This is a genomic window from Leisingera sp. M527, from assembly GCF_025141525.1.
In the GTDB taxonomy this organism is placed as follows: domain Bacteria; phylum Pseudomonadota; class Alphaproteobacteria; order Rhodobacterales; family Rhodobacteraceae; genus Leisingera.
Genome location: NZ_CP081037.1, coordinates 2,335,301 through 2,353,574, shown reverse-complemented (window position 1 = coordinate 2,353,574; position 18,274 = coordinate 2,335,301). Strand labels below are relative to the sequence as shown.

Below are 18,274 nucleotides of genomic sequence, written 5' to 3'. Positions count from 1 at the left end.
TTCCGTTTGCTGGACAAATAATTCCGTGTAAGGTTCGCGCATGAGCAAACCAGGCAAGAATAATTCAGACTCAAAGAGTGAGGGGGTCGAGGCGTGGAGGAAGCGCCTGCGTCAAGCCCTGGATGACCGTAACCTTGACTATGATAAGGTGTCGTTGGAGAGCGATAGCGGCGCTGAGTATGTAAGCCGGGTGCTGTCAGGCCGCTTTAATCCGACAGTCGGTAAGCTTATGAAAATATGCGAAGTTGCAAACATTGATATGGCTTGGTTGTTTTCTGATGACCCTTCATCCGAGAGCCAGTCCGTGGTTGAGAAGGCTGCGGACCTCTCAGAAAATGATGCCGAGCTAGTCAGCCGACTCATCAAGAGCGCGCGCCCGCGCTGATTTAATCCTATCCATTGCTTGTTCGAACAGCCGGGTTCCTTCGCCCGGCTTTTCTTTGTTTGCTTGCTCCACTTCATGAACAATCCTTTGCAGCGTTTCGGCGGTGATCCCGTCTTCGTTCATCTGGTTGCCTATCGAGGTGAAGTATCACTTGTGATACTTCACGCATTGCGGTAATCATGTGTCACATTACATACTAAGCGTGTGCATCCAATATGATTAGTGATATAGCGGGCGTCCATTTACGGTCGCTGGATAACATTTCTGAGTGCGGTTTTTCGCTGGGCGTTGGCTTCGACGGTGCAAATATTGCTTTTTTAAAGTCGACCTACTCGAGAGAATGGCAGGAGCGGTACGTCGCGCAAAGATACCTCGACTTAGATCCGACAATAAAATTCGGGGTCGCTGGAACCGGTTCTATTACTTGGGAAGAACTGAGGGTGCGCTATCCAGAAAGCGAGAGGTTCTTTGATGACGCCGCCAGGCACGGCCTAACACAGGGAAACACCCTTTCAATTCATGTTGACGGGCAAGTGTCGATAGTGAGCAGCAGCGGACCCAAGTGGACCGACACTGAGCGGCGGCTCGCGAAAGCAGCCTTGTACACCCTCTACTCACTGCATCACGAACAAACCCGGCACTATTCCATATCACGGCAGGCGCAGGATGTTCTTCGCCTCATGTGTGCGGGGTTTAAAGATCAGGAAATTGCCGAAAGGCTCGGGGTAAAGCTGGAAACTGTACGCCAGCGCCGCAGAGGGGCTATGCAGGCAGTTGAGGCTACCTCCACCGCGCAGTTGATATCACTAGTGATAAAATTCGGGCTTATCTAAAGGCCAAGGATTCCATTCAAAATGGGCTCTTTGAACATGGCGCTGCAACTAGGAGAGCGCCATGCAATTACACGTCTTTTCATTCGAACACCGCCGCGCCTTTGAGGCAGCTTATTCAGGGTTTCTGGCCCTGCGCAAACTTAAGCTGGTGGACGAACTTGGCTGGGGTTTGATCCATGATGGCCACTTTGAGCAGGATCAATATGACCGAACAGGTGCAGTCTACTCCATCGTTACGCAGGGCGGTCGCGTGATCGCCGGCGCCCGTGCGGCGTCCTGCGCAGGCAGTGACGGGTTTTGGACCTACATGCTGCAGGACGCCAGAGACGGCAAAATCCCTGGTATCCCTGGCGGGCTGCTCAATGACTACCCGGAAACGAACCAGACATGGGAATGCACCCGCTTTGTTATGGATGAGACCCGAGCAGATCAGGCGCACCCCTCTATCGAGACAAAACTCGTCGTCGCCGGGTTGTGCAGGGCTGCCTTCGGGCTTGGGGCATCCGAGCTGATGTCGCTTTCGCCGCCAGGGCTGGGGCCTTTGCTGCGGCGATTCGGGTACCAGATCCGCAGGGAGGCGGCCCGCTACAATTGCGAGGACGACGGACGGCAGTACCGCGCTTTTCGGATGGAGTGTGATCCAGGAGTTAATCAATATCTAGCTGCCCGCTATCTTTCGCCGGGTTCTGCTACTGCGTTGCGTGAGGAACTGAAAGGGGCGGCGTAACCCAAAAACGGCAAGCCAAAAGAGCGGCTGCAAAGTTAACATAACGGCCCCTCTGGCGCCGCCGGGAGGCGGTGCCAGAGTGAACATAAGCGCGCTTATGGGGCGTTAGTTGGGCTCAGAGCTATTCGCGCAGCTCTGAGCCCACAGCCGCCCTTGCACACGTCAGCCACTTAGCTGCCGCGGCATGACCGTTGCAGGTCAACCACGACATCCGTTCCTTAAGCTGCATGAAACTACCTGCCTGCTCGACGGGCCGGAGGCAAACTTTCGCTGCGTGCGCCAAAACACATGGTTGAAACTAGAAGGCGGACATTCACGCGCGAGGTCTCGAGCAAGAAGTAGTGTTCCAGATGTTCAAGTGGATGGTGCTGGTGGCTTTCGTCTACCGCAACAAGTCTAACTTCCGACTACCGCAGGAAACGGCCCCATCAGACGCAAAGCGACAGCCCGTTAACCGGCGGAGACAAAAAACGGCTCTCCAAATGGGGAAAGTGACTTATCCGCTTGATAGCAATGAAGCGCCCTCTTAGGTTGAGCCACATTGAATAGGAGCCTTAGAATAGTGCCGTACGATCACACCCAAGCGAATCTCAAAATTCTGTGCAAAAGATACGCGGAAGCGTCAAAACGAACGGTGTTCTTCGTGGGAGCCGGGGGTAGTGCCGAAGTCGGAATTCCAACATGGGGCGAACTTGCTGAGAAACTCTTTCGACGGATCGATGATGCAACACCGACATCGGCAATGGATGACAACCTTCTGGCGGAGTTTCATGAGCTTGAAGCAAGCCTCAAGAGTAGAGATTATTGGCAGCTATTCGATCTCGCAGAGAAGCACTGGCGGCAAGATTACGAGGACTTTCTGGCGGAAGAGTTCTCGGATGAACTTCTTGAGAACTGCGAGATCCCGCGTTCTTACATTAAGATGTGGAAAATGCGCAACGCTGGACAAATTGCCACGCTCAACATCGATGGTTTGTTGAGGCGCGCCTACGATACCGCTTTTAAACCTTCTGGTGCGAAAATCTTCGAGTACCCCGGCACTTCGGTAATTGACAGCAAGACGTATTTTGCCAGAAATTTTCCAGTTCTTCTACATCTTCATGGTGTTCATTCAAGCCGTAGCACATGGGTGATGAACAAATCGGAAAGAGAGCGCTTATTCAGTAGCTTCGAGCGGGGCGACTATCGCGCCTTTGTGCGAAACATATTTGAGAACTACAACGTTGTTTTTGTTGGCATTAACATTATGGATGGGGCGATTTCGCCGATTATTGAGGAGATCAATAATGCGAAACTACTGCAAGATCACTTTTGGATTGCTCCCGAAATAAAACCTGATGCTTATAAGTGGGCGCAATCAGTCGGCGTTCGAGTGATAAACTACATTCCGGAAACTACGGACGAAGGGCAAAGAGTTCACTCGCCTGTGATATGCTCCATTCTCGACGATATTGAGAGCTTTAAATCTCGAGATGAGCAGGTGGTTCTTCCCGAACGACCGCGTTCAAACTCCACAGAGGTTCCCAAGAAAGAGGAGGTGATAAAAAATGCTGCCTCCAATCCAGCGGAAACGGCGCAATCAGTGGATCGCCTTTTTGAGGCGATTGGCCAAGAGAGCGGATTCGATGGAAAACTTGTAAACGCATTTGCTCGAGAGTTTGAAGTTCCTTTTGAGTTGTGCTCAATACTTGGCACTACGAAACCCTACAACTCGATCGAAGGCGTCACCATTACTTCAAAGCTAAGTGCATCAAAATCTTCAAATGTTTGGCTTGGCTTGCGGGGTGATGGAAACACGCTGTGTGCGATAAAAGCGCTTAGTGGGCAGGCATTAAAAGATGATGTAGAGCGTTCCAGTTTTCGTCGCGGTATCGAATCCCTCTATTTCCTGAGCAGGGAGAATAAGAAAGTTGCCCCCACATACTTTTTCCACACGAATGTCCCCATGGCAGTAGCAATGGAGTTTGTTGAGGGCGCTACACTCGCTGAACACATGGGCTCGGCACGGGAGGTTATTCAAGAAAAGTGGCTCGACGTGTCTACAAGGATTGGGGAATCGTTATTAACCTGTCATCAGTCAGAAGGCGGAGTTCTCCATCGAGACCTGAAACCAAATAACATTATTTTCGAAAAGGCATATGTCGGATGTGAGTTGGCAGATCTAGTTGAAGCGAACGTGAGGTTTATCAACTTTGACATGTCATGGCATAAGTTGAGCAGCGGAAATACAAAATCAATTTCTGCTGATGAAGTGGGTTTCTATGCGCCCGAGCAGCGGAACTTTGTAAATTCTGATAGTCCACGAACTGCAAAGACCGATGTCTATATGTATGGGATGACTATTTTGTACGTTCTTTCTGGGGCTTCTCCTCCAGATGGGGGTGCGCAGAGGGAAAATTGGAGGCAGTATGTTAAATCCAAGGTGGGGTCGCGGCTTCGGGAGCAACTGATTGCCGAAAGGATGACACGGCTAATAATTGCGATGACATCAGAAGATCCAGACAAGCGTCCAGACCTCAGAACTGTTCTGACTGAGTTGGAAATGACTGCGTCCGCAATTGGCGAAAAGTGGACAGCCGTAGACCCAGACCTTTTCGTCGAGAAAATCCTTTGTGACATAGGCTATGATTACGAATGGAGTGAGGATGCCATAGCAGGGAAAATTTTGACACCTCGTTTGATCGACCTTTCACTCTCTTTTCGACCCAAGGGTCAGTTGCTAGTTCTGTCCTTTACGCGGCAGCGAGATGACGGTTCGGATAGAAAGAACTTTGGCGGCAAACTTGGTGAACTTGTCGCGCGAATAAATTCGTCTCTTCAACAGCAGGGGTGGCAGTGTGAAAAGGGGGGAGGCCATCATAGCCGTTCGATAGAAGCTAGGATACCGGTTAGAGAGCTTTTGACTAATCATGAAAAATCTATTCACAGCATTCGCCAAGTTATCAACGAGCTTATGTCTAATATTGGATGAAACATGTAATTTCTGGACTTCAGCTGAATGTTGACGGGCGCATCAGCGCCCATCACTAATACTTTTCAATGCATCCATTATAGCTGTCATTTCATTGAAGCGTTTTTCATGACGCAGCATCTTGTTGAAAGCTGACATGTCTATCCACGTCTTGTAGAGGGCCGCGTTAGGTCGGGTTCATCGGACGCTTACGAACATCCACAGTGCGGTCTGTAATCGCAGAATTCGAAAACCAGACCCAACGGCAGGTATGGTGAAGGTTTTCTGATGCGGGCCGCGGTGTGAGGGTGCGGCTTGGCGCGACATCGGCCCGCGTTGGAAAACCTCCCAAGGTGGAAGCCGCGGGACTCTTGGGGCTGTCTATGGGGAAAGAGCGCAGACGGCGGGGTCTGCGGTTGGAGCCAGCGGCCAAGCCGGAGGCATTCCGATGCCGGTTGGGATGCTCTTAACGGGGGCCTCCGGACAATTGCTGCGACGAAAGCGGCGTTTCGGCGTGGTTCTGAGCTTGCAGGAGAGTACAGGCGTAAATGGAGACAGCCGGGCGGCTGCGGATGCCCGGTGTTCACAATACCGGAATGACGGGCGTTTCGTCATGCCGCCTCCTTCCGCGGTGGCGCGCGCGACCGGGGTTTTTGCCCGCGCCGGAAGATCTCGATGATATGCATTGTTCCGCCACAGCACGGGCATGGCTCACGCAGGGTGAGCGGGAGAACCTCGGCGGCTTCTGGCGGTTCTTGAGCCGGGCACCTTGTCCCGAGCAGGGCACGGCACCGGGCGATGTTGGCCTTGCGCTGCGCTGAGGCGAGCAAGCCGTAGTGCCGGATGCGGTGGAAACCAGCGGGCAGGACGTGGATCAGGAAGCGGCGGATGAACTCGGGCGTGGCCAAACGCATGACTTTCTGCCTGTCGCCGCGCTTGATCCTGTAGTCCTTCCAACGGAATGCCACGGTGCCTGCGTCGGCGCTGACGAGGCGTGCGTTCGAGATGGCCACCCGGTGGGTGTACCGGCTGAGATAGGCGAGAACGGCTTCCGGGCCTCCGAAGGGCGGTTTGGCATAGACCACCCATTCGGACTTGCGCAAAGGAGCCAGCCACTCTGCGAAGGCATCGGCCTGCGCCAGCGGTTCCAGGTCGCCGAAGAAGGCCAGCTCCCCGGCGCGGTGAAGCGCCATCAGCCCCTCCAGAAACAGCCGCCGGAACAAGCGCGACAGGACCCGCACATGCAGGAAGAACCCGGGCTTGCAGGCAATCCATCTCGCGCCGTCCAGAGACAGGCCGCCACCGGGAACGATCATATGGATGTGGGGGTGATGGGTCAGCGCCGATCCCCAGGTATGCAGCACGCTGGTCATGCCCACCCGAGCACCAAGGCGCTTGGAGTCCGCTGCGATGGTCATGACCGTTTGTGCCGACGCCCGGAACAGCAGACCGTAGACCGCCCGCTTGTTCCAGGAGGCGATCCGGGCGATCTCTGCGGGCAGGGTGAAGACCACGTGGAAATACTCCACGGGCAGCAGGTCCTCGGCGCGGGCTTCCATCCAGTCGCGCGCCGCTGGCCCTTGGCACTTCGGGCAGTGCCGGTTCTTGCAGGAATTGTAGGCGATGTGGCGATGGCCGCATTTGGCGCACCCGGCCACATGCCCGCCGAGCGCTTCGGTCCGGCAGGCTTCGATTGCCGACATCACCTTGAGCTGGGTCAGGCTGACATGCCCTGCATTGGCCCGCCGCCACGCGGCACCATGGGCACGGAATATATCAGCAATCTCCAGCCCCGGGCGGGACACCCCAGTGCCCCGTCACTTCAGGCTTCGCTTGATTGTCTGATCCTGCAACTGCTCCAGCATCTCGTAGGGGCTGACCGTGTCACGGATCGTCTTGGTGGCGACATGGGTGTATTGGGCCGTCGTGCTCAGCTTGGCATGGCCGAGCAGCACCTGGATGACCCGGACATCGGTGTTGGCCTCCAGCAGATGCGTCGCAAAGCTGTGCCGCAGGGTATGCAGAGTGGCGGCCTTTTTGATGCCGGCCATGTTCTTCGCTGACGTGAAGGCGCGGTTCAGCTGCCGTGGCGACAGCGGGTTGATCTTCGGCTTGCCGGGGAACAGCCAGCCCTCCGGCCGCGCCTCGCGCCAGTAGTCGCGCAGCAAGCTCAGAAGCCCGGGTGACAGCATCACCTTCCGGTCCTTCCGCCCTTTGCCCTGTTCGACATGGATCAGCATCCGGTTGCTGTCGATATCGCCGATCTTGAGGTTACAGACCTCGGCGGCCCGCAGCCCCGCGCCGTAGGAAATGCTGAGCGCGGCACGGTATTTGAGCCCGGGCCCCGGCGCCGCCATCAGGATGTCCGATACCTCTTCAACGCTGAAGACTACAGGCAACCTCCTGGGCTGGGTGCGGAACTGCATGTAGCGCTTCATCTCCTCGCGCCCGCAGGTCATGCCGAAGAAGAATCTGAGCGCCACGATCCTGGCGTTGAAAGTCGCCGGCGTGACCCCTGTATCCGTCATGTGCAGTTGATAGGCGCGGAGTTCCTCCGGTGAGGCGGTATCCGGCGGGTGCCCGAGGAAAATGGCGAAATCCTTGACCGCCCGGATATGCGCTTTCTGCGCCTTGTCGCCCATCCCGCGGATGCGCATGTCCTCGATCATCCGCTCTCGAAGCGGGGTTGATCTCTCCTCTGTCATGGGAGCCTCCTGTCTGATGATTGAGAAGGGCTCAATCGTCAGGCAGAAATGCCGTTCCCCAAATGCACCACTGTCAGATCATCGCTGAACATCAGCCACCCGCGCCAATGCCGCGGAGCGGCTTCGTCCATGGGCTGCAACCGGCCCGGGCCTCCCGTTTCCGGGAGGCGGTTTGTTTTAGCTTTCAGCAGCAGGGCCGGCCATGGCTGCATCAAATGCGGCCCGCACAGCAAACCCGGCCAGATCCGCATCGCTGAGTGCGGCGATCTGCGCCTCCACGGCTTCTTCCGCATCAAAGCAGCTCTGCACATGGGCCGCGACGGCAGCGGTGATCTGTTCCAGGTCCGCGCGCGTCAGCTTGATCCAGCCATCGGGGCCTTCCAGGAGAGACCTGATGTCGGACGAGGAATGGGCGTTCTTTGAGCGCTTCATCATGGCCGTCCGCGCTCCGAACGGGCGCAAACCCACGAACCACCGCCGTGTTCTCGATGGAATTTTCTGGATCGCCCGGACCGGTGCCCCTTGGCGCGACCTTCCAGACGAGTTCGGCAAATGGTCGAGCGTTTACCGGCAATTCCGACGCTGGACGCTGGCGGGGTTGTGGGAACAGATGATGGATGCCCTGCGGCCCGAGATCCTGCGTGTTTTCGAAGAGAACTGGCGGGTCTATGGCGTGCGGAAGATCTGGCGGCAATTGCAGCGGGAGGGTCTCACTGTTGCCCGCTGCACGGTCGCCCGGCTGATGAAGAGCATGGGTATTCAAGGCGCTCGCCATTGTCCTCGGACCAATGGCGGACAAAAGCTCGCTCCGGGGCAAGCCGCACAAAACCACGATGCCCGGCAAAAAGGCCCCGTGCCCGGCAGGCACATGCTTCGCATGTGCCTGCCGGGCAATGGATGCTCTGGAGCAGGCTGTTCACGAGCGGCGGCCGACAAAGGCGATGGGGCTTGTTCATCACTCCGGCCGCCGTTCTCGGCGATCCTGGCATCGCCTGTCACGCAGTGGGTCAGCCAATACCTTTCGATCAAATACACAGAGCGGTTGGGCGAAGCCGGTATCGAGCCCTCTGCGGGCAGCGTTGGAGACAGCTATGAGTTCAAGCAGATCCGCGCAGCGGATCAAATGATCCGGGGGGATCATTTGAAGGCGCAGAACGCCCTGGCCGAGACGATCAACGGTTTGTTCAAAGCCGAGGTCATTCACCGCCGCGGCCCTTGGCGCAACTTCGAAGACGTGGAATACGCAACGCTCGGATGGGTGGTTTGGTTCAACAACCGCCGCCTGCTTGAACCCATTGGGAACATCCCGCCGGCAGAAGCAGAGGCCCATTTCTACGCCGCTCTGGAAACTGAGGACATTGCCGCGTAACTAACTGAAATCAGTCTCCGGCAAACCCGGTGCGGTTCAGTTGCCTGCATGGCGCATATCTGGCGCAAGTTTGTTGACGTCTTCCAATCTCAAGGACTGGCCGTTGCCGAAGAGGCGATCCGCCGGATTGCTGAGCTATATGCCGTAGAAAAGGACGCCCGCGGACTACCGCCGCAGGATCGCGCTCAACTGCACCAAACCCGACCAAAGCCTTTGCTTGATGAGCTGGAGGCCTGGCTGGCGGCGCAGCTGGCACGGATTCCGGGCTGCGGGAGTGCCGGGCGCCGGCTCGATCCTGACTTCGTCCGAGAGGTGGGGCTGCGCCGGATTGCAGAGTTCTACTGCATCGAGGGTGAGATCCGCGGCAGGGGCTCTGGCCAGCGGCTGCCGGCCCGGCAGGACCGCACGGCGCCGCTGGCCGCCGGTCTCTGAGAGTGGCTGCAAAGCCAGCGCCGCCGGATCTCCTCAAAGTCCCGCCTCGGAGAGAAGCCGACCTGCATCCACCGCCAGTGGGGCGGGCTGCAGACCTTCCTGCGCGACGGCCGCGTCGGGATCGGCTCCAATGTCCCTCTCGGCAGATCACTGCGCAGTCGCCTGCCAGGCAGTGGTGCGAGAACCTGATCCGCTCGATCGCTCTGACGAGGAAGTACGCACTTTTTGCCGGTCACGACGAAGGCGGCCGCGCCTGGGGCCGCATCGCTTCGCTCATCGCCACGGCGAAGATCAGCGGCGTCGCACCCTTAGCCTCCCTCCAGGCCACCCTCGAAGCCATCGCTGCAGGTCACCCTGCCAGCCGGCCGGCGAACTCCTTCCCTGGAACTTCCAGCCGTCAAGCTGAAAGCCCGGTGCTCTCCAGGCGCCGCTTACGATCAGCTCCAGCTCCGCATAGCCCGGCCGGGCATCCGGAACTTGCACCCGGCCCAGGCTGATGCGCGGATTCCAAAGGGGCAGCGCCTCGGCCGCCGGCTGAAAGGCATCAACCAGAGTTCCGCCGTTCAACGGCTGGTCGATCACAGCAGGCAAATGGGACCCGTAGTCACGCAGCATGGCCAGCGTGCTTTTGGAGGTCGGCAGAATGTCAAGGATCGACCGCGCTTGATGCGCATCAACCTCGAAGCTCAGCCGGAAGGTGCCGGGCGCGCCGTGCCGCGGGATGGAGCGGGTCGGGATGGCGCCCGGAAGGACGGCCTCGGGAAGATCTCCGGATGGTGCGACAACCCTGACCCATTCGCCTGTTTCCAGCGGCCGCCAGGAATGGTTTTCTGCGGCCCGCTGGGTCATCCAGGGCATGAGCCGGGTTTCCAAGCCGCCGCCGAGATCAACGCGGGCACTGCATTGCCGTGCCGGTCGTTTTATGCAAGATGTTTCGCTAAATATGAAAGATCTTACGCATATGGCGCTTATTCACAAAAAGATCTCCGCGCTTTTGACGGATATGAACCTGTCCAACCGGCAGGCGGCGCTGAAATGCGGGATCCCCTATGGCACTTTCAACAGCGCGCTGAAGAACGAGCGTGAAATCGGCTGGAGCATGCTGGATGCGCTGGCGCGCGGGCTGGGGGTGTCGTTTCACTATTTCTCGTCGGACACTGCGGGTCTCGAGCTGCTGCCGGACCGCCGGGCGGAGGAGGCTGGACGCAAGGCATTTGAAATTCTCAATGCTCAATTGCAATCGGCTGCCCGCTCCCGCCAGTACCGCGGCTGCGACGTGTCGCTGCAGGACTTCCTGGACTGGTGGTTTGCCAACAGCGGCCGCCTGGAAGGCTTTGACCAGCTGCAGCATCAGGTGGACTTGTTCAGCCCGCCGGATGCGGAGAAGAATCGCATTCAGCCGATCAAGTCAGGTCCGGCCAGCCTGGCCTCGATTTGTTTTGAGGTGGCAAGCAGCGAGCAGCTGCGGAGCACCCTGAACGGGTTCAGCGACAGGCTCAATTCTGATCTGGTATTGGCGCACAGCGAGGCGATCAGCCGCGGCGAGCCGGTGATCACCCATCCGTCGATCGACGTGAACCTGCTGAACGGGCGCCGCTTTACCCGGCAGTACCGGCGGGTTCTGGCCCCGGTATATTTGCCGGACGGCAAGCTAATGGTGGCCAATTTCTCACAGGACATCAAATTTGGCTAAGTCGCTTTGCAGCATGTGCTCCATTTCCAGCCGGGACGCGCCGACAAACCATTCGGTGCTGCTGCGCACTTCCGGTTCCGGATCGCGCCACTTCTGCGCCCGCGGAATTGCCCGGCTGAAGCCGTAGACCAGGTCCAGCCGGGCTTGCATGTGGCGATCGGGGATGAAGGCGTAGATCCAGTCCACATCCCATTTCTGGATCGCTAGGATTTGAAAGATCCGCATGAAGGGCTCCAGCCGCTCCGCCCGTCTGCCGCGGTGGCCGGGCAGAAAGTTCAGCTCGCCGATATAGGCCAGGCGGCCGCTGACCTCCCGCGCCAGCGGTTCGGCGACGCTTTCAACGCCGCCGCCTGCATCGTTGGGAAACTGATGCCGCGAGGTGCGCAGCAGAAACTCAGCCAGGGTTTCGCGGCCCAGGTCCTGCAGCATCGAGGCCGCTCCGCCGACGTAAGTGTCGCCCTCCTTCAGGAACAGCCAAAAGGCTGAGTTCCGGGTGTGGTCGGCCCGTTCGATGGCAAAACCCGGCATCTGGAACCGGCGGCCGGTTTCGGCGGCGGCCTCGGGCACTTTCTCAAAATCCGTGAACATTTCGACCTGAAGGCCGGCCTGCGAAAGCGCGTTCAAATACCCCGAAAGCGTTTTGCCCAAATCCAGAAAGTTCATAAAGGTCCCCCGTCATAAAAATTATGTATCCGGATAGCCCGGATCGTCTCCTGACGCCGCCTCAGAGTGCAGGTTCACTAAAATCTTAACTACTTTTGCGGTAAATTGTTTGAAATTCAAACTGAACTCTCCACCGCTTGCATTCCGGCGGCCTGGAATGGGTATCGCTTGTTTTAAATAGAAAAAGCCCGGCAACTGCGCCGCCGGGCTGAACCGTGTCAAAGATGCTTTTGGTTGTGTCAACCGCGGCCGCGGTAGGGGGGCACGCCTTGGTCGGGGATCCAGACGCCCTCAGGCATCGGGCCGGTTTGCCAGAACACATCAATCGGAATGCCGCCGCGCGGATACCAGTAACCGCCGATGCGCAGCCATTGCGGCTGCAGGAAGTCCGCCAGCCGGCGGGCGATGGAGACCGTGCAATCCTCGTGAAAGGCGCCGTGATTGCGAAAGGAGGTCAGGAAAAGCTTCAGCGATTTGCTTTCCACCAGCCACTCACCGGGTACGTAGTCGATCACCAGATGGGCAAAATCCGGCTGGCCGGTCATCGGGCAAAGGGAGGTGAACTCCGGCGCGGTGAAGCGCACGTTATAGGCCGTGTCGGCCTGCGGGTTCTGCACCCGTTCCAGTTCCGCCTGTTCCGGGCTGGCCGGCACCACGGTATCGCCGCCCAGCTGTTTCAGATTGCTGTAGATGCTGTCAGACATGTCAGGGTTCCTATGTTCAGACGCCGCGTTTGTTGCCCCAGACCAGCACATGCAGCTGGGGCAGGACGCGGGGGGTGAACCAGCCGTCGCCGGTCACTTTTTCAATCAGCCACAAAAGGCGCTCGGTGGCCTGGTTCAGATCGACCGGCAGCTCGGGATCGACTTCCGGGTTGCCGGGCTGCAGATACAGCGGCAGTTCCGGGTGGCGCTCTGCCGCGGCCTTGGCCCAGGCGTAATCCCTGTCGTCAAAGATCACGATCTTCATCACCGCCTGGCCGCAGCCCCGGGCCGCCTCCAGGCATTGATCAAAAGCCTTCCAATCCACGGTCTCGCCGCTGGAGGGCGGTTTCGGACTGAGCACCAGCGTATCAAGGTCTGCAAACCACGGCTTGCTGACAGAGCCTTGGGTCTCGCAGGCAAAGCGGTAGCCCTCGGTCTTGCCGTAGGCGATCACCGGGGCGAAGTCCTGGATCGCCGGATTGCCGCCCGAGATCGACACCGTCAATGGCTTGCCGCCGGACAGGCGGCGCACCTCGCCCATGACTTCCTCTGGCGCCATCACCGCCCAGTCGTGGCGGTTGGCGCTGTCCACCGCATGCATGCTGTCGCACCAGGAACAGCGGTAATCACAGCCGCCGGCACGGACAAACACCGTAGGCTCCCCAATCAATGCGCCTTCGCCCTGGATCGTGGGGCCGAAAATTTCCGCGATGCGCAGGGTCATGGCCGGTACTCCGGCCTGTATTCCGCCCAGGTTTTGGGGGTTTCGGAAACCTTCACGGCAGTAACCTCCGGCCAGCGCGCATGGCACCAGTCATAGAAATGCTTGGCCATGTTTTCAGCCGTTGAATGGCCTTCCAGCACGTCGTTCAGGTGCTGGTGGTCAAAGGTTCCGTCGATGTATTCTTTCAGCGGCTTCAGCTCGTGATAGTCGCGCACAAAGCCATCCGCGTTCAGCTCCTTGGCCGCAAGTTCCACCACCACCACGTAGTTGTGCCCATGCAGCCGGGCGCATTGGTGGCCGGACGGCAGATGCGTCAGCTGATGCGAGGCGGAGAAATGGAACTCCTTGGTGATCCGGAACATCAGGCACCGTCCTTGGCGGCAATCGCCTGCTGCCAGAACTCGGGGTCGGCGTAGTCCGTCGGATCTGCGATGTCCGCCAGATGAAATGCCTCGCGCCGCTCGACGCAGGTGCCGCAGCGGCCGCAGTGCTTGTCGCCGCCCTTGTAGCAGGACCAGGTATCGGCAAAGGGGGTATTGTGCTTGGCACCGGCGGTCACAATGTCGGCCTTGGAGCGGTGTACAAACGGCGTGTAGAGCCGCACGTCCGCATAGCCATCCAGCGCGGCGCGTTGCATGGCATCAAACGCTTCGGTGAAGGCCGGGCGGCAGTCTGGATAGATGAAGTGATCGCCGCCATGCACTGCCGTGGCCACGGCCTCATCGCCATTGGCGGCAGCGATGCCATAGGCGATTGTCAGCATGATGGCGTTGCGGTTCGGCACCACGGTAACCTTCATGGATTCTTCTTCGTAATGGCCGTCCGGCACGTCGATATCATCCGTCAGGGCAGAGCCGGAAAGGGCTGCGCCGATACCGCGCATGTCGATGATGTCATGCGGCACGCCAAGCCGCTCAGCGGCGGCGGCGGCATAGTCGAGCTCCTTCTTGTGGCGCTGGCCGTAATCAAAGGAGACAAGGCGGGTCAGCTGATGTTCATCAGCAACCATATGGGCAAGCGAAACGGAATCCAGCCCGCCCGAGCAGATAACGATAGTCTTCATGTTTGTACCCTTGTTTTGGTGACCGGGTAGGCTGCGACCGGTGCGGCGCATATAGCGCTGCGGGTGGTATCGCGCAAGAGGCGGGCGGATAGCGCACTTATTGCAGGTGATGTTGGAGATTCTTGAAAATGTCTTTTGGCCGGGCCAGAGGCACGGCCCGCACCTGACTTTCCTGTCATGCCGGAGGCATGCTTTCAGCATGACGAAGGCGCCTTCGCACCCTCCCAAGATACCGTAATGGGGCGTTGCATGATTCTCCGGCGTCAGAGGTGTCTGATAGGTTTGAGACAGAGTGTCATTGCCCTTGATACGCTACCGCGTGTCTGCGGGGTCTTGCATTTACGCGCGCCCCAATTCCGGAGAATAGAAGGGCAATAACATGAATGTATTTATCGGATTGGATGTCTCACTGGCAAATACCGCAATTTGCGTCGTCACCGAACATGGGAAGATTGTAGTTGAGGCAACAGAAGCCAGCGAGCCGGAAGCTCTTGTGCGCTTTGTCCAAAATTTGCAGTACGGCATATCAAGAATTGGCCTCGAAGCCGGGCCGTTGTCCCAGTGGCTGCATAAAGGTTTAGCCGATGCTGGTATCGTGGCTGTCCTGATGGAAACCCGCCAGGTCAAAGGCGCATTGAAGGCGATGCCGATCAAGACCGGCCGGAGGGACGCGGAAGGGATTGCACGGTTGTTGCAAATGGGCTGGTTTCGAGCCGTTCATTGCAAGTCGGTTTCTTCCCAGGAAACGCGGGCTTTGCTGAGTTCGCGCAAGGCACTCAAACAAGGGATTATTAATCTTGAACTGTCCGTTCATGGGTTGCTTCGCAACTTTGGCCTCAAGATCGGCACTGTCAGCAAGGGTAATTACGAAGCCCGTGTACGCGAGCTTGCCGACGGCAATGTCATGCTGGAAACAGCGGTAGAGCCAATCCTGTCGGCCAGAGTTGTTTTGCGCGAGCAACTGGCGCGGCAGGAGAAGCGCATTCGTGATCTGGCCAAGGATGACAATGTTTGCAGACTAGGGCGTGTTGACAAAATGGGGTCACACTGGCGCTCTGCCGTGATTCAAGCTGGTATCTGCTATGGAGATCCGCTTGCCCCGAGACCTGACGAGCGACGAGGAATGGTCGCTGTTTGAACACTTCATTCTTGCTGCCCGCGCTCCAAATGGGCGCAAGCCGACCAATCATCGCCTTGTTTTAGATGGGATATTCTGGATCGCACGCACCGGATCGCCCTGGCGGGACTTGCCCGAAGAGTTCGGCAAATGGTCCAGCGTTTACCGGCAATTCCGGCGTTGGACATTGGCGGGTCTTTGGGAGGATATTCTTGAGGCATTGAACCAAAGCGGAGCTGTCCCAGACGCACTGCAAATGCTCCCTCTCGGCGGCACAGCCGCCTTCCGGGCAGTGGACAGCACTGTTATTCGAGCCCACCATCCACTGCCCGGCAGGGCATTGCGCCGGCAATGTCCCGAGAGGGAGGCGGCGGGCGCAAAAGGGGGACTCCGAGACAAGGTTTTGGCCGTTCAAGAGGTGGGTTCAAGACCAAGATCCACCTCCGCGTCAACGCCCATGGGCTACCAATGAGAACAGACATCACACCGGGGCAAACATCGGACTATCTGGGTTTTGATCTTGTGATGGCGGACAACCTCCCCGAACCCCGGGGGCTGCTCGCTGACCGGGGCTATGACGCTGATCGCATTCGCAAAGCCATGAGCCAGCGCGGTATTCTCACCCAAATCCCAATGCGCAAGACACGGAAGATGCGGGTCGGCGTGGATCGTGGGCTAAATAGGCTGAGAAACATGGTTGAACGGTGCTTCAACAAACTCAAAAATGCCCGCCGCGTCGCCACGCGATACGACAAAACCGCTGAAAGCTACCTCGGCTTCGTTGATATCACATCTATCCGCATTTGGTTTCGCCAGTTGTCAACAGGACCTAATGATGCCCATGAACCGCACCGGGTTTGCCGGAGACTGATTTCAGTTAGTTACGCGGCAATGTCCTCAGTTTCCAGAGCGGCGTAGAAATGGGCCTCTGCTTCTGCCGGCGGGATGTTCCCAATGGGTTCAAGCAGGCGGCGGTTGTTGAACCAATCCACCCATTCGAGCGTTGCGTATTCCACGTCTTCGAAGTTGCGCCAAGGGCCGCGGCGGTGAATGACCTCGGCTTTGAACAAACCGTTGATCGTCTCGGCCAGGGCGTTCTGCGCCTTCAAATGATCCCCCCGGATCATTTGATCCGCTGCGCGGATCTGCTTGAACTCATAGCTGTCTCCAACGCTGCCCGCAGAGGGCTCGATACCGGCTTCGCCCAACCGCTCTGTGTATTTGATCGAAAGGTATTGGCTGACCCACTGCGTGACAGGCGATGCCAGGATCGCCGAGAACGGCGGCCGGAGTGATGAACAAGCCCCATCGCCTTTGTCGGCCGCCGCTCGTGAACAGCCTGCTCCAGAGCATCCATTGCCCGGCAGGCGCATGCGAAGCATGTGCGAGAGGGGAGAACGAACCCGGCATGCGCCGAGGTGCTGACACGACCCATTGACCGGCAGGCGATTTGGCAAAGCCAAATCTGCCGAGAGGGGGCCAACGATCTTGCGGGCATAGGCATCGATAAGCGAGCCATTGAAGGCGCCATTGGTCCGAGGACAATGGCGAGCGGCGACATAGGTGAACCCCTTCCAGGTGGCAACATAGGTGAAATCGCTGACCCAGAGCATGTTGCGCGCGGGGACACGGAATTGCCGGTTCACCTTGTCCATCCACTGCCCGGCAGCACATGCGCAGCATGTGCGAGAGCGGGCACGGGGCCTTTTTGCCGGGCATCGTGGTTTTGTGCGGCTTGCCCCGGAGCGAGCTTTTGTCCGCCATTGGTCCGAGGACAATGGCGAGCGCCTTGAATACCCATGCTCTTCATCAGCCGGGCGACCGTGCAGCGGGCAACAGTGAAACCCTCCCGCTGCAATTGCCGCCAGATCTTCCGCACGCCATAGACCCGCCAGTTCTCTTCGAAAACACGCAGGATCCCGGGCCGCAATGCCGCGTCACGCCCAATGGGCGGCGGCTCGTGCTACATCTCTGGCGATTTGGCTGAATGGTTGGGAAAACAGTAAGCGCTTCGTCGATCCCCTCCTGCCGCGCTGACGCTGGCTGTGCGAGTCCTGCTGTCGAAGTGAGACAGGATAGGACGGCAAAATGGACGTCTCTTTAGACGGCTCAACGGATGGCTACGCGGGCAGGATGGAAGTTTTTGAAGGACGGTCGGGCCGGCGTTTCCGAAGCGAGGCTGAGCGGGCGCGGATCGCTGTGGAAAGCATGGTGCCCGGAACAAAGGTTGCTGATGTTGCGCGGCGGCACGCGGTGACCCGCTGGCAGGTCTATGATTGGCGCAAGAAGCTGATGGCCGGCGCGCTGGCTCTGCCCGCAGAGACGGCTGCCGAACCGATGTTCGCGGCGCTTGTTGTGGAGCCGAAGCCGGCGCGACCTGAGCCCAGCCCGAAACGGCGCGGCGGCGCGGCTAAGTCCAGCAGGATCGAGATGGTGGTGGACGGCGTGACCCTGCGGGTGCCGCCGGACATCGGCGAAGCGCATTTGACCCGGATGATCCGCGCGATCCGGGCGGCAACACAATGATCTCGCCGGCTGGTGGGCTGCGCATCTACGTAGCCACGCGCCCGACGGATTTCCGGAAGGGCATAGACGGCCTGGCGCTGCTGGTTCAGGAGACGATGGGACTCGACCCGTTCAGCGGCGCGGCTTTCGTATTCCGCGCCAAACGGGCCGACCGCATCAAGGTCCTGGTCTGGGACCAGACCGGTATCGTGCTGGTCCACAAGCGCCTGGAAGGCGCGAAGTTCGTCTGGCCCAAGGCACAGGACGGTGTGATGAAGATGTCTCCCGCGCAGTTCTCGGCTCTGTTCGAGGGGCTCGACTGGCGGCTTGTCCGCCCCGAGCGCGTGCGGCGGCCGGAACTGGCAGGATAGCTGCGGCTGAGTGACTCAGCCTTGTTTTGACGG

Annotated in this window: 22 protein-coding genes and 4 pseudogenes; 13 read left to right on the top strand and 13 right to left on the bottom strand. The window is 58.6% G+C overall.

What is annotated here, in order from left to right; translation table 11 throughout:
• The first annotated feature begins 40 nt into the window (after positions 1-40).
• Positions 41-385 (top strand): helix-turn-helix domain-containing protein, encoded by a 345-nt coding sequence (locus K3555_RS11700; protein ID WP_129370535.1) that lies wholly within the window; start codon positions 41-43, stop codon positions 383-385.
• Here the strand turns inward: K3555_RS11700 and K3555_RS11695 are convergent.
• A complete protein-coding gene (locus K3555_RS11695; protein ID WP_259999712.1) occupies positions 347-508 on the bottom strand; it encodes a hypothetical protein in 162 nt (53 codons plus the stop codon). The two genes, K3555_RS11700 and K3555_RS11695, sit on opposite strands and share 39 nt — an antisense overlap.
• 92 nt (positions 509-600) lie before the next feature.
• On the opposite strand from K3555_RS11695, the gene K3555_RS11690 reads away from it, so the two are divergent.
• The 3 genes from K3555_RS11690 (at position 601) to K3555_RS11680 (ending at position 4,916) form a co-directional block, all read left to right on the top strand.
• A complete protein-coding gene (locus K3555_RS11690; protein WP_260005231.1) occupies positions 601-1,218 on the top strand; it encodes an autoinducer binding domain-containing protein in 618 nt (205 codons plus the stop codon).
• Positions 1,219-1,279: 61 nt separating this feature from the next.
• Entirely contained in the window at positions 1,280-1,945 is a 666-nt protein-coding gene (locus tag K3555_RS11685) for an acyl-homoserine-lactone synthase (RefSeq protein ID WP_260005230.1), read from the top strand.
• A gap of 562 nt (positions 1,946-2,507) precedes the next feature.
• Positions 2,508-4,916 (top strand): protein kinase domain-containing protein, encoded by a 2,409-nt coding sequence (locus K3555_RS11680; protein WP_260005228.1) that lies wholly within the window; start codon positions 2,508-2,510, stop codon positions 4,914-4,916.
• A 590-nt stretch (positions 4,917-5,506) separates the two neighbouring features.
• Here the strand turns inward: K3555_RS11680 and K3555_RS11675 are convergent.
• The 3 genes from K3555_RS11675 to K3555_RS11665 all read right to left on the bottom strand — a co-directional run bounded on the left by K3555_RS11675 (position 5,507) and on the right by K3555_RS11665 (position 8,032).
• Entirely contained in the window at positions 5,507-6,700 is a 1,194-nt protein-coding gene (locus K3555_RS11675) for an IS91 family transposase (RefSeq protein WP_260005205.1), read from the bottom strand.
• Positions 6,701-6,712: 12 nt separating this feature from the next.
• Positions 6,713-7,600 (bottom strand): site-specific integrase, encoded by an 888-nt coding sequence (locus K3555_RS11670; RefSeq protein ID WP_260005203.1) that lies wholly within the window; start codon positions 7,598-7,600, stop codon positions 6,713-6,715.
• 177 nt (positions 7,601-7,777) lie between these two features.
• Complete coding sequence (locus K3555_RS11665) at positions 7,778-8,032, bottom strand: DUF4376 domain-containing protein (protein WP_260005224.1); 255 nt, start codon at positions 8,030-8,032, stop codon at positions 7,778-7,780.
• Here K3555_RS11665 and K3555_RS11660 point away from each other — a divergent pair.
• The 4 genes and pseudogenes from K3555_RS11660 to K3555_RS24995 form a co-directional block, all read left to right on the top strand.
• Positions 7,995-8,225, top strand: a pseudogene (locus K3555_RS11660) (transposase); the annotation flags it as partial. The gene K3555_RS11665 and the pseudogene K3555_RS11660 sit on opposite strands and share 38 nt — an antisense overlap.
• Positions 8,220-8,969, top strand: a pseudogene (locus K3555_RS11655) (IS3 family transposase); the annotation flags it as partial. The pseudogenes K3555_RS11660 and K3555_RS11655, both read left to right, overlap by 6 nt.
• A gap of 48 nt (positions 8,970-9,017) precedes the next feature.
• On the top strand, positions 9,018-9,401 hold the full coding sequence (locus K3555_RS11650) for a transposase (protein WP_260005223.1): 384 nt from the start codon (positions 9,018-9,020) through the stop codon (positions 9,399-9,401).
• Between the two features lie 6 nt (positions 9,402-9,407).
• Complete coding sequence (locus K3555_RS24995; protein WP_409201696.1) at positions 9,408-9,590, top strand: hypothetical protein; 183 nt, start codon at positions 9,408-9,410, stop codon at positions 9,588-9,590.
• Positions 9,591-9,692: 102 nt separating this feature from the next.
• Here the strand turns inward: K3555_RS24995 and K3555_RS11645 are convergent, their stop codons facing one another.
• Positions 9,693-10,259 (bottom strand): GPW/gp25 family protein, encoded by a 567-nt coding sequence (locus tag K3555_RS11645; RefSeq protein WP_260005222.1) that lies wholly within the window; start codon positions 10,257-10,259, stop codon positions 9,693-9,695.
• An 85-nt stretch (positions 10,260-10,344) separates the two neighbouring features.
• On the opposite strand from K3555_RS11645, the gene K3555_RS11640 reads away from it, so the two are divergent.
• Positions 10,345-11,094, top strand: a complete 750-nt coding sequence (locus tag K3555_RS11640) for a helix-turn-helix transcriptional regulator (RefSeq protein ID WP_259993786.1) — start codon at positions 10,345-10,347, stop codon at positions 11,092-11,094.
• Here the strand turns inward: K3555_RS11640 and K3555_RS11635 are convergent.
• Genes K3555_RS11635 through queC form a run of 6 tightly spaced genes read right to left on the bottom strand, consistent with a single transcriptional unit; the run spans position 11,071 to position 14,248 of the window.
• Positions 11,071-11,757 (bottom strand): hypothetical protein, encoded by a 687-nt coding sequence (locus tag K3555_RS11635; RefSeq protein WP_259985087.1) that lies wholly within the window; start codon positions 11,755-11,757, stop codon positions 11,071-11,073. The genes K3555_RS11640 and K3555_RS11635 overlap by 24 nt on opposite strands.
• A gap of 21 nt (positions 11,758-11,778) precedes the next feature.
• Positions 11,779-12,000 (bottom strand): hypothetical protein, encoded by a 222-nt coding sequence (locus tag K3555_RS11630; protein ID WP_260005220.1) that lies wholly within the window; start codon positions 11,998-12,000, stop codon positions 11,779-11,781.
• Entirely contained in the window at positions 11,997-12,461 is a 465-nt protein-coding gene (gene queF / locus K3555_RS11625; protein WP_259985085.1) for a preQ(1) synthase, read from the bottom strand. Before queF ends, K3555_RS11630 begins: the two co-directional genes overlap by 4 nt.
• A gap of 16 nt (positions 12,462-12,477) precedes the next feature.
• A complete protein-coding gene (queE, locus tag K3555_RS11620; RefSeq protein WP_260005218.1) occupies positions 12,478-13,185 on the bottom strand; it encodes a 7-carboxy-7-deazaguanine synthase QueE in 708 nt (235 codons plus the stop codon).
• Positions 13,182-13,547, bottom strand: a complete 366-nt coding sequence (queD, locus tag K3555_RS11615; protein WP_260005216.1) for a 6-carboxytetrahydropterin synthase QueD — start codon at positions 13,545-13,547, stop codon at positions 13,182-13,184. Before queD ends, queE begins: the two co-directional genes overlap by 4 nt.
• Positions 13,547-14,248, bottom strand: a complete 702-nt coding sequence (gene queC, locus K3555_RS11610; RefSeq protein ID WP_259993779.1) for a 7-cyano-7-deazaguanine synthase QueC — start codon at positions 14,246-14,248, stop codon at positions 13,547-13,549. The genes queD and queC overlap by 1 nt, the downstream gene beginning before the upstream one ends.
• A gap of 379 nt (positions 14,249-14,627) precedes the next feature.
• Between queC and K3555_RS11605 the strand changes: the two genes are divergently transcribed.
• Positions 14,628-15,386, top strand: a complete 759-nt coding sequence (locus K3555_RS11605; RefSeq protein WP_260005215.1) for a transposase — start codon at positions 14,628-14,630, stop codon at positions 15,384-15,386.
• Positions 15,331-16,190, top strand: a pseudogene (locus tag K3555_RS11600) (IS5 family transposase); the annotation flags it as partial. The gene K3555_RS11605 and the pseudogene K3555_RS11600, both read left to right, overlap by 56 nt.
• Positions 16,191-16,246: 56 nt before the next feature.
• Here K3555_RS11600 and K3555_RS11595 read toward each other — a convergent pair.
• Together K3555_RS11595 and K3555_RS24990 are read right to left on the bottom strand one after the other, a co-directional pair.
• Positions 16,247-16,960 (bottom strand): annotated as a pseudogene (locus tag K3555_RS11595) (integrase core domain-containing protein); the annotation flags it as partial.
• Positions 16,961-17,007: 47 nt separating this feature from the next.
• Positions 17,008-17,244 carry an IS3 family transposase gene (locus K3555_RS24990; protein ID WP_409201695.1) on the bottom strand — a complete coding sequence of 79 codons (237 nt, stop codon included), beginning with the start codon at positions 17,242-17,244 and terminating at the stop codon, positions 17,008-17,010.
• Positions 17,245-17,453: 209 nt separating this feature from the next.
• Here K3555_RS24990 and tnpA point away from each other — a divergent pair, with 209 nt between their 5' ends.
• Positions 17,454-17,891, top strand: coding sequence for an IS66-like element accessory protein TnpA (gene tnpA, locus K3555_RS11590; RefSeq protein ID WP_260005214.1), 438 nt, complete (start codon positions 17,454-17,456; stop codon positions 17,889-17,891).
• A complete protein-coding gene (gene tnpB, locus K3555_RS11585; RefSeq protein WP_260005213.1) occupies positions 17,888-18,241 on the top strand; it encodes an IS66 family insertion sequence element accessory protein TnpB in 354 nt (117 codons plus the stop codon). The genes tnpA and tnpB overlap by 4 nt, the downstream gene beginning before the upstream one ends.
• Positions 18,242-18,274 lie beyond the last annotated feature (33 nt).